The organism is Dechloromonas sp. CZR5 (genome assembly GCF_008711155.1).
Lineage (GTDB): Bacteria > Pseudomonadota > Gammaproteobacteria > Burkholderiales > Rhodocyclaceae > Azonexus.
This window is the reverse complement of record NZ_VUYQ01000005.1, coordinates 58,598-74,447: the sequence shown is the minus strand read 5'-3', so window position 1 is coordinate 74,447 and position 15,850 is coordinate 58,598. Positions and strand designations below refer to the sequence as shown.

The 15,850-nt window shown below is 59.9% G+C and carries 16 protein-coding genes; 5 read left to right on the top strand and 11 right to left on the bottom strand.

Annotated elements, in window-relative coordinates:
• Position 1 precedes the first annotated feature (1 nt).
• The 4 genes from lipB to F1002_RS14010 all read left to right on the top strand — a co-directional run bounded on the left by lipB (position 2) and on the right by F1002_RS14010 (position 5,501).
• Positions 2-619: a lipoyl(octanoyl) transferase LipB gene (gene lipB / locus F1002_RS14025; RefSeq protein WP_150429682.1), complete on the top strand. Its 618-nt coding sequence runs from the start codon at positions 2-4 to the stop codon at positions 617-619.
• Positions 612-1,604, top strand: a complete 993-nt coding sequence (gene lipA, locus F1002_RS14020) for a lipoyl synthase (protein WP_150429681.1) — start codon at positions 612-614, stop codon at positions 1,602-1,604. The genes lipB and lipA overlap by 8 nt, the downstream gene beginning before the upstream one ends.
• 127 nt (positions 1,605-1,731) lie before the next feature.
• Complete coding sequence (gene prsT, locus F1002_RS14015) at positions 1,732-4,524, top strand: XrtA/PEP-CTERM system TPR-repeat protein PrsT (RefSeq protein WP_150429680.1); 2,793 nt, start codon at positions 1,732-1,734, stop codon at positions 4,522-4,524.
• A gap of 221 nt (positions 4,525-4,745) precedes the next feature.
• On the top strand, positions 4,746-5,501 hold the full coding sequence (locus F1002_RS14010; RefSeq protein ID WP_150429679.1) for a PEP-CTERM sorting domain-containing protein: 756 nt from the start codon (positions 4,746-4,748) through the stop codon (positions 5,499-5,501).
• 108 nt (positions 5,502-5,609) lie between these two features.
• Here the strand turns inward: F1002_RS14010 and F1002_RS14005 are convergent, their stop codons facing one another.
• From F1002_RS14005 to F1002_RS13980, 6 genes are all read right to left on the bottom strand, one after another.
• Positions 5,610-6,158 (bottom strand): YMGG-like glycine zipper-containing protein, encoded by a 549-nt coding sequence (locus F1002_RS14005; protein WP_223879613.1) that lies wholly within the window; start codon positions 6,156-6,158, stop codon positions 5,610-5,612.
• 3 nt (positions 6,159-6,161) lie between these two features.
• Positions 6,162-6,527 carry a hypothetical protein gene (locus tag F1002_RS14000; RefSeq protein ID WP_150429678.1) on the bottom strand — a complete coding sequence of 122 codons (366 nt, stop codon included), beginning with the start codon at positions 6,525-6,527 and terminating at the stop codon, positions 6,162-6,164.
• 113 nt (positions 6,528-6,640) lie between these two features.
• Positions 6,641-7,936, bottom strand: coding sequence for an acetyl-CoA hydrolase/transferase family protein (locus F1002_RS13995; RefSeq protein WP_150429677.1), 1,296 nt, complete (start codon positions 7,934-7,936; stop codon positions 6,641-6,643).
• A gap of 140 nt (positions 7,937-8,076) precedes the next feature.
• Complete coding sequence (locus tag F1002_RS13990; protein WP_150429676.1) at positions 8,077-9,237, bottom strand: class I SAM-dependent RNA methyltransferase; 1,161 nt, start codon at positions 9,235-9,237, stop codon at positions 8,077-8,079.
• 1 nt (position 9,238) lies between these two features.
• A complete protein-coding gene (locus F1002_RS13985) occupies positions 9,239-9,655 on the bottom strand; it encodes a CopD family protein (protein WP_150429675.1) in 417 nt (138 codons plus the stop codon).
• On the bottom strand, positions 9,643-10,533 hold the full coding sequence (locus F1002_RS13980; protein ID WP_150429674.1) for an NAD-dependent epimerase/dehydratase family protein: 891 nt from the start codon (positions 10,531-10,533) through the stop codon (positions 9,643-9,645). The genes F1002_RS13985 and F1002_RS13980 overlap by 13 nt, the downstream gene beginning before the upstream one ends.
• A 33-nt stretch (positions 10,534-10,566) precedes the next feature.
• On the opposite strand from F1002_RS13980, the gene F1002_RS13975 reads away from it, so the two are divergent.
• Positions 10,567-11,580, top strand: a complete 1,014-nt coding sequence (locus F1002_RS13975) for a CDP-6-deoxy-delta-3,4-glucoseen reductase (protein WP_150429673.1) — start codon at positions 10,567-10,569, stop codon at positions 11,578-11,580.
• Between the two features lie 27 nt (positions 11,581-11,607).
• Here the strand turns inward: F1002_RS13975 and F1002_RS13970 are convergent, their stop codons facing one another.
• The 5 genes from F1002_RS13970 to F1002_RS13950 form a co-directional block, all read right to left on the bottom strand.
• Positions 11,608-12,264: a COG3650 family protein gene (locus tag F1002_RS13970; protein ID WP_150429672.1), complete on the bottom strand. Its 657-nt coding sequence runs from the start codon at positions 12,262-12,264 to the stop codon at positions 11,608-11,610.
• 84 nt (positions 12,265-12,348) lie between these two features.
• The gene (locus F1002_RS13965; RefSeq protein ID WP_150429671.1) at positions 12,349-13,053 is read right to left on the bottom strand and encodes an ABC transporter ATP-binding protein; all 705 of its coding nucleotides are present in this window, start codon (positions 13,051-13,053) and stop codon (positions 12,349-12,351) included.
• Complete coding sequence (locus F1002_RS13960) at positions 13,046-13,819, bottom strand: ABC transporter ATP-binding protein (protein WP_223879612.1); 774 nt, start codon at positions 13,817-13,819, stop codon at positions 13,046-13,048. Before F1002_RS13960 ends, F1002_RS13965 begins: the two co-directional genes overlap by 8 nt.
• Positions 13,816-14,889, bottom strand: coding sequence for an ABC transporter ATP-binding protein (locus F1002_RS13955; protein WP_150429670.1), 1,074 nt, complete (start codon positions 14,887-14,889; stop codon positions 13,816-13,818). The genes F1002_RS13960 and F1002_RS13955 overlap by 4 nt, the downstream gene beginning before the upstream one ends.
• Positions 14,886-15,809 carry a branched-chain amino acid ABC transporter permease gene (locus tag F1002_RS13950; RefSeq protein WP_150429669.1) on the bottom strand — a complete coding sequence of 308 codons (924 nt, stop codon included), beginning with the start codon at positions 15,807-15,809 and terminating at the stop codon, positions 14,886-14,888. The genes F1002_RS13955 and F1002_RS13950 overlap by 4 nt, the downstream gene beginning before the upstream one ends.
• Positions 15,810-15,850 lie beyond the last annotated feature (41 nt).

Here is a 15,850-nt window from a genome sequence, read left to right as displayed (position 1 = left end):
CGTGAATCTCGTCGTCAAACGCCTGGGCCGGGTCGACTACGAACCCACCTTCCAGGCCATGCAGGATTTCACGGCCAATCGGACACCCGATACAGCCGACGAGCTCTGGATCGTCGAACACCCGCCGGTCTACACCCTCGGCCAGGCCGGCAAACCGGAGCACATCCTGCGCGATGTCGGCATCCCGCTGGTAAAGATCGACCGCGGCGGCCAGGTGACCTATCACGGCCCCGGCCAAGTGGTGATCTATCTGCTGCTCGACCTGCCGCGCCTGAAGATCAAGGTGCGCGAACTGGTCACTGCCATCGAGCAGGCCGTCATCGACCTCCTCGCCGCCTATGGCGTTGCCGCCGCACGGCGCGACGGTGCCCCCGGCGTCTACGTCGGCGAAGCAAAAATTGCGGCCCTCGGGCTACGCATCCGCAACGGCTGCTCGTATCATGGGGTTTCACTCAACGTGGACATGGATCTCTCCCCGTTCGACGCGATCAACCCCTGCGGCTACGCCGGGCTGAAAGTTATACAAACCAAGAACCTGAATATTCCGCTTTCCGTAACAGAGGCCGGCGAGCACCTATCGCAGCACTTGCTGCAGCAATTGGACAGACAACATGGCTGAACCCAAACCGGAAGGCGCAACCAAGCAAAAAGGCGTCAAGCAAAAAGGCGTCAAGCAAAAAGGCGAGCTGAAGACCGCCCGCATCCCGATCAAGATCGTTCCCGTGGACCAACCACTGCGCAAACCGGAGTGGATACGCGTCAAGGCCGGCAACAGCGCCGGACGCTTCGGCGAAATCAAGTCCATGCTGCGTGAGAAGAAGCTGCACACCGTCTGCGAGGAAGCTGCCTGCCCGAACATCGGCGAATGTTTCGGCCGCGGTACGGCGACCTTCATGATCCTCGGCGACATCTGCACCCGCCGCTGTCCTTTCTGCGACGTCGGCCACGGCCAGCCGCTGCCGCCCAACCCGAACGAGCCGGCCGAGCTGGCCGATTCGGTGTCCTCGCTGAAGCTGCAGTACGTGGTGATCACCAGCGTCGACCGCGACGACCTGCGCGATGGCGGTGCCCAGCATTTCGTCGATGTCGTGCGCGCCGTGCGCGAAGCCTCGCCGAAGACGACCATCGAAACCCTGGTCCCCGACTTCCGCGGCCGCATGGACATTGCCATCGATATCCTCGGCGCCGCCCTGCCCGACGTGCTGAACCACAACATGGAAACCGTGCCTCGCCTCTACAAGCAGGCCCGCCCGGGTGCCGATTACGCCCACTCGCTGACCTTGATGAAGCAGTTCAAGGCCCGCTATCCGCAGGTCAAGACCAAATCCGGCCTGATGGTCGGCCTCGGCGAGACCGACGAGGAAATACTCGAAGTCATGCGCGACCTGCGCGCCAACGACGTCGAGATGCTGACCATCGGCCAGTACCTCGCCCCCTCGGGCCACCACCTACCGGTCAGCCGCTACGTCCATCCGGATACCTTCAAGATGTTCGAGGAAGAAGCCATCAAGATGGGCTTCTCCGGCGCCGCCTGCGCCCCGATGGTGCGTTCGAGCTACTGGGCCGACCAGCAGGCGCATAGCGCAGGACTTGCCTCCGGCTAATTGATCGCTCCCGGTCTTTTCATGAGGAAAACACTGACTGTGGCGTAATGCACTACCCAATGAGTGGAGCCGATGTTATTTTCATTATCGGTTAATCATATTCATCCCATCTCATTGGAGTGCCACAATGCTCTCGACCAGCCCGTCAACCTTCCGCTGCTCGCTGCGTTTTAGCAAGATCACCATCGCATTGATGATTGCCGCTGCGCTTAGCGCATGCAACAAAGACCCGCTGACCTCGGGAATCGAATTACTCGGGAAGGGAGAGATCAGCGGGGCGGTGATCGAATTCAAGAATGCGGTCCAGGATAATCCGCAGTCTCTGGAAGCCCGCTTGGCATTGGCTAATGCACTTGAGCGCGTTCCTGATTCAGTGGGAGCGGAGCAACACCTGCGAAAGGCGCTCGACAATGGCGGAGATGCTGAGAAACTGATCCCCAGAATCGCGCTGATGATGCTTGATCGAGGGGAACACGCCAAGATCATCAGCGAATTCTCGAAGCGCACACTCAATACAGCAGCCGGCAACAGCGATCTAAAGGCTGTCCTGTCCATGGCCGAGACCGCCCTCGGTCACCCAAGGCAAGCTTCCGAGTTGCTGGCGGCACTCCCAGCTGAAACAACGCTGAGCAAGCTGGCGCAGGGCCAATTCTTCGCACAGCAAGGCAAAACGGCACAAGCCATCGAGAGCCTTGACGCAGCGATCAAGCTGACTGACAAAAATGATGCCGCTATCTGGTGGGCCTATCGGGCACTGTATCGCACCTACGCAGCGGCAGGCGACCCCGTCAAAGCACTTGGCGCAATCAAGGCCGCCTATGAAATTGCTCCCTGGCATGTTGGCATTGCCGGAGAGTATGGCGATGCGCTCGTCGGCACCAACCAGTTTGCCGATGCGGCGGCCGTCCGCGACAACCTGAGAAAACGAGCCCCGAACCACTACTGGACTCACTATCTCGATGCCGTCATCCTTGCCGAAAAGGGTGACATCGAAGGAAGCCATGCGGCCGGTCTGAAGGTACTGGCGGTCGCTCCGACCCATCTTCGCTCCAATCTGATCGTCGCTTCGGCAGAACTTCAGAATGGCAACGCACCGATGGCCGAGGAACGGCTCCGCAAAGTCCTGCATGACCAACCACGCAATCTTGCGGCAATCCAGATGTATGCGACTGCGCAAATGCGCAATGGAAATCAAGGCTCCGCAGCCGAAACGATAGAACGGGGGCTTCGCATATCTCCGGACGATCGTCGTCTGCTCACCCTCAGTGCCGACCTGGCAGTGCTCAGGAAAGATATTGGCGGCGCGCGGAAAACCCTTCAAAAACTGCTCGCTCTGAACCCAAAGGATGGTCAGAGCCTGATGCGCCTGGCCGAGCTCGGTATTATGGAAAAAAATACCACCGAAGCGGGAGCCTATCTCAAGGAAGCACTTCCCCATGTCCAGGACGATCCCATCCTGCGCGACCGCAGCATTGTTCTTTCCCTGAACTCCGGCCACCTCGAGCTTGCGCGGCAACTGGTGGATCACGCACTACAGAGCCGCCCAAAAGAGCCGGGCTCCTACCTCACTCTTGCCGCATTCAAGGAGACCCAGAAAGATATTCCTGCAGCGCGCCAGGCTGCGCTCAAGGCGCTCGAAATCAAGGCTGACTATCAACCCGCATTGAATGCGCTGGCCAGCTTCTCTCGTACGAACGGTGAACAAAGTGACCTGCTGCGCCACTACGAGCTCGCGGTCGCTGCCAAGCCCAGTACTCCGGAGACTTATATCGAATACCTACGCCTGCTACGCCGCTCGAACGGAGATGATCCCAGCGTTATTCAGGTGCTGGAAAATGGCGTTTCGGGGAATCCAAACATCACGGCGATCCGGGCAATGCTCGTTGATGAACTAATCCGCGCCGGGAAATACGACGAAGCGCTATCGAGTGCCCAGTCAGGCGCCTCAATCGCGAACGCCCACGCCGAATCGATCGGACTTCTCGCCAACGTATATGAGCGCCTCGGCAAGTCCGAACAAGCCATGGATGTCTATCGCAAGCTCGCCGCCAATTATCCCCAACGCACGGATTGGCGCTTGAAACTGGCCGAATTGAATGTCCGTGCAGGACGCATGCAGGAAGCACGCACCATCCTCCGAAGCCTGATGACCGACACACCCTACGAACCTGCTTCGTATATAGCGCTCGCCAAGCTGACCGCCAGGGACAATTTGCTGGAGGCAATCTCAATTGCCCGACAACTGGGAGAAAAGAAGAGCAACAGGCGCACTGCCATGCTGCTTGAAGGAGATGTTCTGCTGCTGGCAGGCAAAAAAGACGACGCACTACAACAGTTCACCAATGCGGCAAAAGCGGGAGCCATGCCGGAGGCTGCCATATCGGCGGCACAACTACTCGATGTGATGAGCCGGCAGTCATCGGCCGATCAGGAACTGACGGATGCCTTGCGCAAATTCCCTACCCATCCCCAATTACTAGCCTTCATCGGGCAACGACAACTCCGGCAGGGAAACACCACCAAAGCTGTCGAATACTTGCAAAAAGCCTCCACATTAGCCCCTCACAACCCTGCACTTCTCAATGATCTCGCGTGGGCTCAAATCCAATTGAAACAACCAGAGGCCCTAGTCAACGCGCAAACGGCGGCCAGCCTGCAGCCCGCCAACCCTGCAATTCTGGATACTTACGGAGTAGCATTACATCAGGCTGGTAATTCCAAGTCGGCGGTCACCTATCTGCGAGCTGCGAGCAATCTTGCCCCCGATGCGGCGACACTGAAACTCCATTTGGCGGAAGCACTCCTTTCGTCTGGCGACAAGAATGGGGCAAGCGACATTCTCAAAAAAATTCAGGAACCACAGCTGAATCAGCACGAACAGGAAACAGCGCTTCGTCTGCGCGAACAAAGCAAAATCTGAAGAGGTCCAGTCAAGAAAATTCTAGAAGGCGCACCGTCGGAATTTCTTACACTTCTTTTACACTTCGCCAAGAACGGCCTTTTCACGAAGAAATAAGGCATTGATTTATTGAAAATAAACTTCAAAAGAAAATCACTGGCACGCTCCATGCTAAATAGCTTCAAAAACCTGAATCCATTTGGGTTTTAGCAATGAAATGCACTTAATCTGGGGAAAATGACATGACCAATTTGAAGAAAGCTTTCGCACTGCTCTCGCTTGCTGTTGCCGCCGGCTCCGCCAACGCAACCATCGCCACCGTCTACAACGACTTCGACGGCGGCTTGGCCAATTTCAACACCACGGTGGCCAATGCTGGCAGTACCGCAACGCATGACGTATGGAGCACCCGGCTGAGCGGTACCGTCGTTGATCGCGGCGACTACACGGTCTATCGTGCAAATAATTCGAGCATGTCGTCGAGCATCTACACGCTCTACAACTCCTCCCCCAGCCGCCAAACCTCCGGCTACATGGTCAGCATTGACCCCTCAGGCACGGGTACGGGTCACGGCACCGGCGATGGATCGTCGTCCAAGGGTAGTGGTCTGGTACTTGACTTCGGCGCCAAGGGTAAATCCGTGAACGCCATCGGTTTCGAAGTGGGCGACTGGGCTACCTGCTGCCAAGTTTCCGACCTGTATATCTCCTTCGATAACAATGCCCCGATCCGGGTTGGCCACTCTACCGTTTTTGGTGACGGCTTCCTGACCAATCGTGGCGCAGGTGTCTTCGTCGCCGCTTTCGACGACGTTGCCACTTTCGCAAAAGTTACTTTCTGGGGTGACGGTTGGGGCGAAGTCCTGAACATGGGCGGCACCATCCACTACGCTTCGTTGCGCCAAGGCAGCCTGCAAGTTCCGGAGCCTGTTTCTCTGGCTCTGGTTGGTATCGGCCTTCTGGGTGTTGGCTTCTCGCGTCGTCGCAAGTCGGCCTGAGATAAGCCAATCGCAACATGAGAAACGGCGGCTTCGAGCCGCCGTTTTTATTTCTGCCCTTCCGAGAGCTTAGTTTCAATCACTCACAAAAGACAGTTCAGGAAGAATTCAGCGCGTCGGAGGCGGAGGCGGAGCACCCGGCGGGGGTGGTGGAATAGTCGGATCTTGTGGCTGGCTCTGTACAGACGAACGCACAGGCGGCGAATAACTCATGTTGGCTGGCACCGGAACGCGGTGACCTTTCGCGTACATACACTGAATGTAGGCATTGTCGTATTGCCTTTGCGTCCCAACCGTCGAAGCCCTGGACGAATCCGATCCAGTCGCGCTACCCAGCAGGAGGCCGGCACCGGCACCGATGGCTGCACCCTTGCTGTTGCCGCCGATGGCCGCGCCTGCCAGCGCACCGACTGCCGTACCCACGGCTGCACTGGTCACCGCCGACTCCTTTGCGGCATCACCTGCTGTCTTACCGCCGATCTGATAGTGCGCATACTGCCGACAGTCGATATCGTCAGCGCGGAAGCGCTCAAATGGTTGCCCCGTCCCCGGCAAAACCATGACCGATGGTCCGGTCGGCATGACCGTACAGGCGCCCAGCAGGGCAACCGAGCCGAGCATTGCCCAGCGGGGAAAATGCGTGAATTGCGACGACATGCTTTATCTCTCCGGTTGCGGCAGTACCTTCTGCCAGCCTTCAGAACATTCCTTGACGTAAGGGTAATAGCCCTTGGAACTCTTGCAGTAGTACCAGTACTGCTGGGTCTGGGCAGGCTGCGGCGCAGCCGGTTCTGCCTGTTCGATATAAACCGGTGGCGGAGATGGCGGAACCACCACGACCTGCGGCGGATAGTAATAAGGCGGCGGATACCATACAGGGCCCCACCCCGGCCCCCAGCCGGAACCCCACACCGGACCGCCAATGGAGGCACCGATATAGACCCGTGTCCGGTGCGCCAAGGCATCGGTACCGATGCCCAGCATCAGCAGCGCAAGCAAAACGGAGAGGAAATTACGAATTTTCATGGAATAAAGAGAAAGCCGATAACCCACTATCACCTTAGCGGATTATCGGCTGAGCCGTCACGGGAAATTGCTACAAATTGTAAGGCGCCGATCCCGGGAAAAAGCGGGGACGGTCAGAGCAATTTCATCTTCTTCGCCGCCTCGCGCAGCTCACCCCGGAAATTCGGATGGGCAATGCCGATCAGGGCTTCACAGCGTTGCCTTGCTGTCTTGCCACGCAGCTGGGCCACGCCAAATTCCGTCACCACGTAATTGATGTCGTTCTTGCTGGTCGACACATGGGTTCCGGCGGAAAGTGTCGGGACGATGCGGGAAATGGTGTCGTCCTTGGCCGTTGCCGGCAGAACGATGAAGGCCTTGCCACCGTTGGAGCGGTTGGCGGCGCGCACGAAGTCGGACTGTCCGCCGGTACCCGAATAAGGCACTGCGCCCAGGCTTTCGGAACCGCACTGACCCATGAAATCGATCTGCATCGTCGCGTTGATGCAATGCAGGTTGTCGTTCTGACCGGCCAGATAGGGATCGTTGGTGACATCCACCGGATGCATTTCCAGAGCCGGGTTACGGTGCATGAAACGGTAAAGCTTGTTCGAGCCGAGCGCGAAGGTAGCCAGCATCTTGCCGTTGTTGACGTTCTTCTTGCTGTTGTTGACGACACCCGCCTCGACCAGCGTCATGATGCCATCGCCGATCATTTCGGTATGGATGCCCAGATCGTGCTTGTGCGTCAGCTGCATCACCACGGCATCGGGAATGCCGCCATAGCCGATCTGCAGGGTCGCGCCATTGGGAATCATGTCGGCGACGTATTTGCCGATGGCTTCCTGAACCGGCCCGATCTTCGGCAAGCCAACCTCGAGCAGCGGGTCGTTGCTTTCGATCAGCGCAGTGACCTTCGAGATGTGAATATGACAGGCGCCGTTGGCGAACGGGACGTTCGGGTTGACTTCGAGCACCACGGCGCGGGCCCTGGCGATAGCGGCCATGGTGTAGTCGGGACCGAGCGACAAAGAGAAATAACCGTGCTCATCCATGGGCGAGGCCATGGCGAAGACCACATCGGCCGGCATCAGGCCGCGGTTGATCAGCATCGGCATTTCGGAGAAGTAGGAGGGATGGAAGTCCACCCAGCCCTGCTGACCGCCCGGACGGGTCACACCGCCAAAGAAGTAAGCCACGTGGCGAACGTGCTGGGTGGTCTCCGGATCGATATAGCCGTACTTGCGCAGCGGCAGAATTTGCGAAACCTTGACATCCTGAAAGCGGGTACGGACATCGGACAGCGCCGTCAGCAGGGCGGGCGGCTCGCCGACCCCGGTCGGGACGACGATGGTGTCGCCGTTCTTGACCACGTGAATTGCATCGGCCGCCGTCATGCGTTTTTGTTGGTATTCAGCCTGTACGGACATTCTGGTTCTCCTCTACGTTTGTTATGAAAGTTAAATCTTCCCATTTTGGTCAGACCAAAATAGTGACATAAATCAATTCCAGAAGCTTGCCGCACTGCAAAAACATACGCCACAGTACGGCCAAGAAGCGCCCGGGAACTTCAATCCAGCGACGGCGTACCACCCTTTCGGTTGCTACCGGCCACCATGCGGATCTCGAACAAGCGGCACTCAAGCGGCCCGTTGAACAACGGCGTCTTGCGGCTGGGCTTCAATCCGACCAGTTTGGGTAGACGCAGGTCGGCCGTGAAGAAAAAGCAGTTCCAGCCGGCCCAGTGACGCTTCAGGGCCGTGCCGAGCTGGGGATAGAAGGCGGCCAATTCGTCCTGCTCGCCAATCCGCTCGCCATAGGGCGGGTTGGCGAGCAGGATTCCATGATCGGTCAGCGGCTGGGTTTCGAGGATGTCGCCATGGTCGACCGTCACCACGCCGCCAAAACCGGCCTCTTGCAGGTTGCGCCGGGTCGCACGCACGGCACGGTCATCGATGTCGTAGCCGCGGATGTCCATGGGTTCCGCGGGCTTCACACGGGCCTCGGCAGCGGCGCGGAGGTTCGCCCAGTTCAAAGCCTGGAAACTCTTCAAGCGCTCGAAAGAGAAAGTGCGATCCAGACCGGGAGCACGGTCGAGCGCCACCTGGATCGCCTCGAGCAGGAAAGTACCGCTGCCGCACATCGGATCGATCAACGGCATGCCGGGTTGCCAACCGGTCAGTTTCAAAATCCCGGCAGCCAGGTTCTCCTTCAGTGGCGCATCCACGCTGGCCTTGCGGAAACCGCGCTGCCACAAGGGCTGGCCCGACGTATCGAGGTACAGGGTGCATTCATTCTCGGTCAGGAAGACATGGACACTGACATCGGGGTTGCGCGTTTCGATGTTCGGCCGTTCTCCGAGATCCTCCCGAAAACGGTCGCAAACCGCGTCCTTGACGCGCAGAGTCACGAAATCGAGCGACTTCAACGGACATTTGATCGCCGTCGTCACCACGCGCATGGTGTTGGAGACCGTAAAGTGATTCGGCCACAGCTGGCGCACGGCCAGGCGGTAGATGTCCTCCTCCTTGACGTACGGCCCCTTCACGATATGCCACAGGATACGCGTGGCGATACGTGACTCCAGATTGGCGCGGTAGCAGACCGTCCATTCGCCCGAGAAAAACACCCCGCCGTGCACCGCCTTGAGGTCTTCACCGCCGATACCGCGCAATTCCTCAAGCAACAGTTCTTCAAGCCCGCGTGGGCAGATCGCAAAATATTTGTTCATGTCAGAAGGGTTTCAGGACGACAAGGAAAAGAACGGCAAGGAGGATGAGAACGGGCAGTTCATTGTAGAAGCGGAACCAGACATGGGTACGGGCATTGCCCCCCGCCTGGAAATCCTTCAGCACCCGACCACAATGCCAATGATAGGCGGCGAGAACGGCAACCAGGGCCGTTTTGGCATGCAGCCAGCCACCACTGAAGCCGAAGCCGAACCACAGCCACAAGCCAAGCAGGATGGCCAGTACGCCCAGCGGCGTCATGAACCGATACAGCTTCCCTGCCATCAGTAGCAGGCGGTCACGCTCGGCTACGCTGTCGGCGGGCACCATCGCCAGGTTGACGAATATGCGCGGCAGATAGAAAAGGCCGGCAAACCAGGAAATAACCATCCAGATATGGAGTGTCTTTACGACGAGCATGTCTTTCTCCGGGCAAGTGCATCTGCAATGCCGTCGTCCACCGACGGAAAGGCGAGGCGCAGCTTCAATTCGTTTTTCAGGCGCCGGTTTCCGATACGGCGCGACTCGCGCATGAAGGACATCTGGACCGGCGATAGCGCCTTTTCGGCTTCGCTGCGCGCCAAGCGAGGAGCCTTGGGCAAGGCGAAAGCCTCGGCAACGCGATCGAAATAGGCGGCCATTTTCAGGTCCGTGTCGTCGACCGCATTGTAGGCACGATTGGCACGCCCCAGCCTCATCGCGGCAATGCAGGCCGTGGCGAGGTCGTCGGCGTGGATGTGATTGGTGAAGACATCGTCACTATCGACCAGCGCCGGCGCTCCTTTCTGCAGTCGCTCGACCGGCAGGCGGTCAGCAGCATAAATGCCAGGCGCCCGCAGAATGGAGACTCGCACGCCGTTGCGCGCGCCCCAACCACGCAAGCAACGCTCGGCATCGACACGGCGGCCGGCTCGGTCGCTTTCCGGCTTCAGCCTGCGGGTTTCATCGATGACAGCACCGGCACAATCCCCGTAAACCCCTGTTGTGCTTACGTAAATCAGGCTGCGTGGTAGACTTTTGCCTTTGCTCAGTGCGACCAACAGGTTGCGGGTGCGGGTATCCCGTTTGCCCGTTGCCGGCGGTGGCGCCAGATGCAGGACGCAGTCGGCCAGACCGGCCAGGCGGGCAAGGCTGGCCCGGTCGTCCAGATCGGCCAGAACCGGTGTGGCACCGGCGTTTCGCCACTCAGCCGAGCGATCTGCATTGCGCAACAGGGCATACGCCCGGACACGCGGGGCAAGTTGGGACAGGATGCGGCGGGCGACGTCCCCGCTGCCAACGATCAGTATTTTTTGCACGTCGGCATTTTAGCCGAGCAACGAGGGGAACCGATGCGCTATCAAGTCACCGTCCAGCCGAGCGGCCGCCAATTCACTGCGGAAGCCGATGAAACCCTGCTCGACGCGGCACTGCGTCAGGGCTTGACCATGCCCTACGGCTGCAAGGATGGCGCCTGTGGCGCTTGCAAGGGACACGTCCAGTCCGGCCTCGTAGACCACGGAAAGGCCCAAACGCACGCCCTGACGGATACGGAAAAGGCCGCCGGCATGGCGCTCTACTGCTGCGCCAAGGCCCAATCCGACCTGAGCATCGAATGCCGGCAGATCACCTCGGCCAATCAGATTCCGGCCAAGACACTGCCCTCACGCATCGAAAAACTTGAAAAACTGGCCCCGGATGTCATCGAACTGCACCTGCGCCTGCCGGCCAGCGAGCGCTTGCAATTCCTCGCCGGCCAATACATCGACATCCTGCTCAAGGATGGCAAAAAGCGCAGCTTCTCGCTGGCTAACGCCCCTCATGACGATGCGCTGCTCCAGCTGCATATCCGCCACGTTCCGGGCGGCTTGTTCACCGATCAGGTTTTTTCGACCATGAAGGTGCGCGACATCCTGCGCTTCAACGGCCCGCACGGCAGCTTCTACCTGCGAGAGGACTCACCCAAGCCGATGATACTCGTCGCCGGCGGCACCGGCTTCGCGCCGATCAAGGCGATCGTCGAGCACGCAATAGCCGAAAACTGCCAACGTCCGATGAGCATCTACTGGGGCGCCAGGGCCAAGGTAGACCTGTATCAAAACGCCCTGCCGGAACAATGGGCGGCCGGGCAAGCCAACATCCGCTACGTACCGGTCCTCTCGGAACCTGCCAGCAGCGACGCCTGGACCGGCCGAACCGGCCTGGTCCACCAGGCCGTGCTGGCCGACTTCCCAGAGCTGTCGGGTTACCAGATCTACGCCTGCGGCGCACCGGCCATGATCGAGGCTGCCAAGCGGGACTTCATGGCGCAAGGCCTTCCGGAAGAAGAATTCTTCGCCGACGCCTTTAGCTTTTCGAGCAACTGACCGCCGCCGCCCTGGCGACGCTGAACATCAGCGTTGCCAGGCGCAACCGTGTAGCGTTTCACCATCAAGCGTCACGCTCGCCGTCCAGCCGAATACCGAATTGGCCTGTTGATCGCGGCACAGCTTCTGCTCGAAACGGAGGGTCAAGGTATGCCCGCCTTCGAAAACCCGGTAATTGGCCAAACCGTTTTCCGGGACCGCAGGCGCATAGGGCAGAACGACTTCCTCTCGCCCCTGCCGCTTGAACTGAACCCGCTCACCACCCGCCGCGAGTATCCAGCCCGGTTCGTTGCCGGAAGCGCGCCAGGCCTCGTCGGCCGTGCCGGGCACCTGGCAACGCCCGTCCGTCTGGGCAAAATTGACTTGCGACGCCTTCAGGCGATCGTGCTCAACGAAACCCAGCAGTTCGACATACAGTTTCTTGCCGGCTGCCAGGCCGATCAGATCGAGCGCCTTGCCGACCTCGCCGTCGGCCGAAACATCCTCGAAGAACACGAAGCTACGGTCGCGACACGGGGCGAACATCAGCTTGTCGCCATATTTGAGGACCTGGCCGTAGGCCAGCCGCGGCTTGGTATCCGCCGGCTTGCTGGCCGGCAGATCGGCGATATTCACCTCGTCAGCCAGGGTAGGCAGGCTCAACAGGGCCCAGGAAACAATACAGGCGATATGGCGTAGTTTCATGACTGCTCGTGTGCGATGGATCGACAAGACGCTATTGTTGCCGATGCCTGTAGGGAAAATTTTGATGCAGTTGAAAAACGCGGCTTATTCGCCCAGATACGCCGCGCGGACCTTGGGATCATCGAGCAGCTGCGCAGATTCGCCGTGCAGGGTGATTTCCCCGCTCTCCATGACATAGCCGCGCTGACTGCTTTCCAGCGCCAGCTTGGCGTTCTGCTCGATGAGCAGAATGGTCATCCCGGTCGCCGCGACAGCACGGACAACCTCAAAAATCTTCTGCACCATGATCGGCGCCAAACCCATCGACGGCTCGTCCAACAGCAGCATTTTCGGGCGGCTCATCAGGGCGCGGCCGATGGCCAGCATCTGCTGCTCGCCCCCGGACAAGGTACCGGCCAACTGACTCTCCCGCTCCTTGAGGCGCGGGAAATACTCGAAAATCTTCTGCAAATCCTGCTCGATAGCCGAGGTATCGTCACGAATGAAGGCACCCATGCGCAGGTTTTCGAGCACGCTCAGCCGCGGGAACACACCGCGCCCCTCGGGAACCAGGGCGATGCCCTTGCGGATGACGTCGTGCGGCGCGATCTTGCTGATTTTCTCGCCGCAGAAATGGACATCGCCGCCCACCGCATTGAGCACACGGGAAATAGCCTTCAGCGTGCTGGTCTTGCCGGCGCCGTTGGCGCCGATCAGGGCGACCGTCTCGCCTTTGTTGACGTGAAAGGTGATGCTGCGCACCGCCTGGATGCCGCCGTAGGCGACGTGGAGTCCGGTTACTTCAAGCACCTAGGTAAGCCTCGATAACGCGTTGATCTTTCTGCACGACAGCCGGCACATCCTCGATGACCAGCGCGCCGTAATCCAGTACCGCGACACGGTCGCACAGCCCCATGACCAGCTTGACGTCATGCTCGATGAGCAGGATGGTCGTGCCGTCGTCACGGATGCCCTCGATCAGTTCGCGCAGTTCCTCCGTCTCGGTCGCATTCATGCCGGCGGCCGGCTCGTCCAGGCAGAGCAGCTTGGGTTCGGTAGCCAGGGCGCGGGCGATTTCCAGGCGACGCTGGTCGCCGTAGGAGAGGTTCTTGGCCAGATCGCCGGCACGGTCCTCAATGCGCACATAGTGCAGCAGGTCGATGGCGCGCTGGCGGATGGCGGCCTCCTCGGCGCGGGTCGCCGACGTATTGAGCATGGCGCCGATGACGCCGGCCCGGGTACGCACGTGGCGACCGACCATCACATTTTCCAGCGCCGTCATGTTGCCGAACAGGCGGATATTCTGGAAGGTGCGGGCAATGCCCCGCGCCGCCGCATGCTGGGGCGCGTCGGCGACCAGCGGTGCGCCGTCAAAGGTGAAGCCGCCGCCGTCCGGTACGTACAGCCCGGTCATGCAGTTGAAGAAGGTGGTCTTGCCGGCGCCGTTGGGACCGATCAAACCGTAGATTTCACCGTGACGAATGGTCAGCGACACGTCGCGCAGCGCCTTGACACCACCAAAGTGCTTGGCGACCGCTTTCGCTTCGAGAAGCGGCGTTGGCAGATTCGTACTCATGCCTTGCCCTCCGTCCGCTTCTCGCTCAGCTCCCGCTTGCGTTCCGGCGACGGCCACAGACCGGCCGGCTTGAAGCGCATGACAAGGACCAGCGCCAGGCCAAAAACGAGCATGCGCAGACTCTCGGGGTCGACCATCATCTTGCCGAAGAGCGCCATCTGGATCGGCCCGACACCGTAGCGCAAGGCTTCCGGCAGGATGCTGAGCAGCACGGCGCCGAGAATGACGCCCGGAATGTGGCCCATGCCGCCGAGAACGACCATGGCCAGGATCATGATCGATTCCATCAGCGAAAAACTCTCCGGCGACACGAAGCCCTGCATGGCGGCGAACACGCCGCCCGCGATGCCGCCGAAACTGGCCCCCATGGCGAAAGCCAGCAGCTTGATGTTGCGGGTATTGATGCCGACCGCCTTGGCGGCGATTTCATCTTCGCGGATGGCCTGCCAGGCACGGCCGATACGCGAGTTCTGCAGGCGCAAGTTGATGATGACGACCAGGATGGCCAGCGCGACCAGCAGGTAGTAATACTTCATCGGCCCGCTCAGTGTCAGGCCGAAAAGCTGGGTATTGCCCGAAAACTTGAAATCGCCGAAGGCCACCGGATCGATCAGGGTAATGCCCTGCGGTCCGTTGGTGATATTCACCGGGGCATTCAGGTTGTTCATGAAGATACGGACGATTTCACCGAAGCCGAGCGTCACGATCGCCAGATAGTCACCGCGCAGCTTCAGCGTCGGCGAACCGAGCAACACCCCGGCAAGGCAGGCCAAGGCGGCGCCGATGGGAAGGATGGCCCAAATCGGCAAATGCAGGCCGAAGTGCGGGCTGGCCAGCAAGGCCCAGGTGTACGCGCCGACCGCATAGAAAGCGATGTACCCAAGGTCAAGAAGGCCGGCATAGCCGACCACGATGTTCAGACCGAGAGCCAGGAAGACGTAGAGGATGGCAAAGTCGAGGATGCGCACCCAGGCTTGGCCGCCCATCGCCGCCACGAAGGGCAGGCCGAGCAGGGCGACGGCGATCAGCGTGATGCCAAAGGCGGAACGGGGATTCAGCCACTTGCTCATGCGCGGTCTCCCGTCTTTTCACCGAACAGCCCCGACGGCTTGAACATCAGGACGACAATCAGGACGACGAAGGCAAAAATGTCCTGGTAATGGCTGCCCAGGAAGCCGCCGGTCAGGTCGCCGATGTAGCCCGCCCCCAGCGCCTCGATGATGCCGAGCAGCACGCCGCCGAGCATGGCGCCGGCCAGATTGCCGATACCGCCGAGCACGGCCGCCGTAAAGGCCTTGAGGCCGAGCATGAAACCCATCTGGTAATGGGCGATTTCATAATAGGTGCCGACCATGACCCCGGCCAGTGCGCCCAGCGCCGAACCGATGACGAAGGCAGCGGCGATGACGCGGTTGATATTGACGCCCATCAGGCTGGCCACCGCCGGGTTCTGCGCCGTGGCGCGCATGGCCATGCCCAGTTTGGTGCGGTAGATCAGGGCCAGCAGGCCGGCCATCGTGCCCCCGGAAACGACCACGATGAAGACCTGGATCGCCGTGAAATGCGCCCCGGCCAGTTCAAAATTGACCTTGGGCAACAGTGGCGGGAAGGTCAGGTAATTTCGCCCCCATATCATCATGGCTAGGTTCTGCAGCACGATGGACATGCCGATGGCCGTAATCAACGGCGTCAGGCGCGGAGCGTTGCGCAGCGGGCGATAGGCGATGCGCTCAAGGCCCCAGCCGAGTGCCATGCAAATCAGCATCGATGCGCCAAGGCCGGCCATTCCGGCCAGCGCCACCGGCATGCCGGCATTGATCAGGGAGCCGGCCACGGTAATGGTGACCAGCGTACCGATCATCACCACTTCGCCGTGCGCGAAGTTGATCAGCCCCATGATCCCATAGACCATCGTATAGCCCAGTGCGACCAGGGCGTAGATACTGCCCTGGACCAGTCCATTGACTATCTGCTGGAGAAAAATATCCATTTAGTCTATTTCTGTGAATACATAATAGGAAACGGCACCTT

Bases quoted from the DNA above. Each gene is read 5' to 3' on its own strand.
- lipA (WP_150429681.1), top strand. From the start codon at position 612: ATGGCTGAACCCAAACCGGAAGGCGCAACCAAGCAAAAAGGCGTCAAG.
- prsT (WP_150429680.1), top strand. From the start codon at position 1,732: ATGCTCTCGACCAGCCCGTCAACCTTCCGCTGCTCGCTGCGTTTTAGC.
- F1002_RS14010 (WP_150429679.1), top strand. From the start codon at position 4,746: ATGACCAATTTGAAGAAAGCTTTCGCACTGCTCTCGCTTGCTGTTGCC.
- F1002_RS14005 (WP_223879613.1), bottom strand. From the start codon at position 6,158: ATGTCGTCGCAATTCACGCATTTTCCCCGCTGGGCAATGCTCGGCTCG.
- F1002_RS14000 (WP_150429678.1), bottom strand. From the start codon at position 6,527: ATGAAAATTCGTAATTTCCTCTCCGTTTTGCTTGCGCTGCTGATGCTG.
- F1002_RS13995 (WP_150429677.1), bottom strand. From the start codon at position 7,936: ATGTCCGTACAGGCTGAATACCAACAAAAACGCATGACGGCGGCCGAT.
- F1002_RS13990 (WP_150429676.1), bottom strand. From the start codon at position 9,237: ATGAACAAATATTTTGCGATCTGCCCACGCGGGCTTGAAGAACTGTTG.
- F1002_RS13985 (WP_150429675.1), bottom strand. From the start codon at position 9,655: ATGCTCGTCGTAAAGACACTCCATATCTGGATGGTTATTTCCTGGTTT.
- F1002_RS13975 (WP_150429673.1), top strand. From the start codon at position 10,567: ATGCGCTATCAAGTCACCGTCCAGCCGAGCGGCCGCCAATTCACTGCG.
- F1002_RS13970 (WP_150429672.1), bottom strand. From the start codon at position 12,264: ATGAAACTACGCCATATCGCCTGTATTGTTTCCTGGGCCCTGTTGAGC.
- F1002_RS13960 (WP_223879612.1), bottom strand. From the start codon at position 13,819: ATGAGTACGAATCTGCCAACGCCGCTTCTCGAAGCGAAAGCGGTCGCC.
- F1002_RS13955 (WP_150429670.1), bottom strand. From the start codon at position 14,889: ATGAGCAAGTGGCTGAATCCCCGTTCCGCCTTTGGCATCACGCTGATC.
- F1002_RS13950 (WP_150429669.1), bottom strand. From the start codon at position 15,809: ATGGATATTTTTCTCCAGCAGATAGTCAATGGACTGGTCCAGGGCAGT.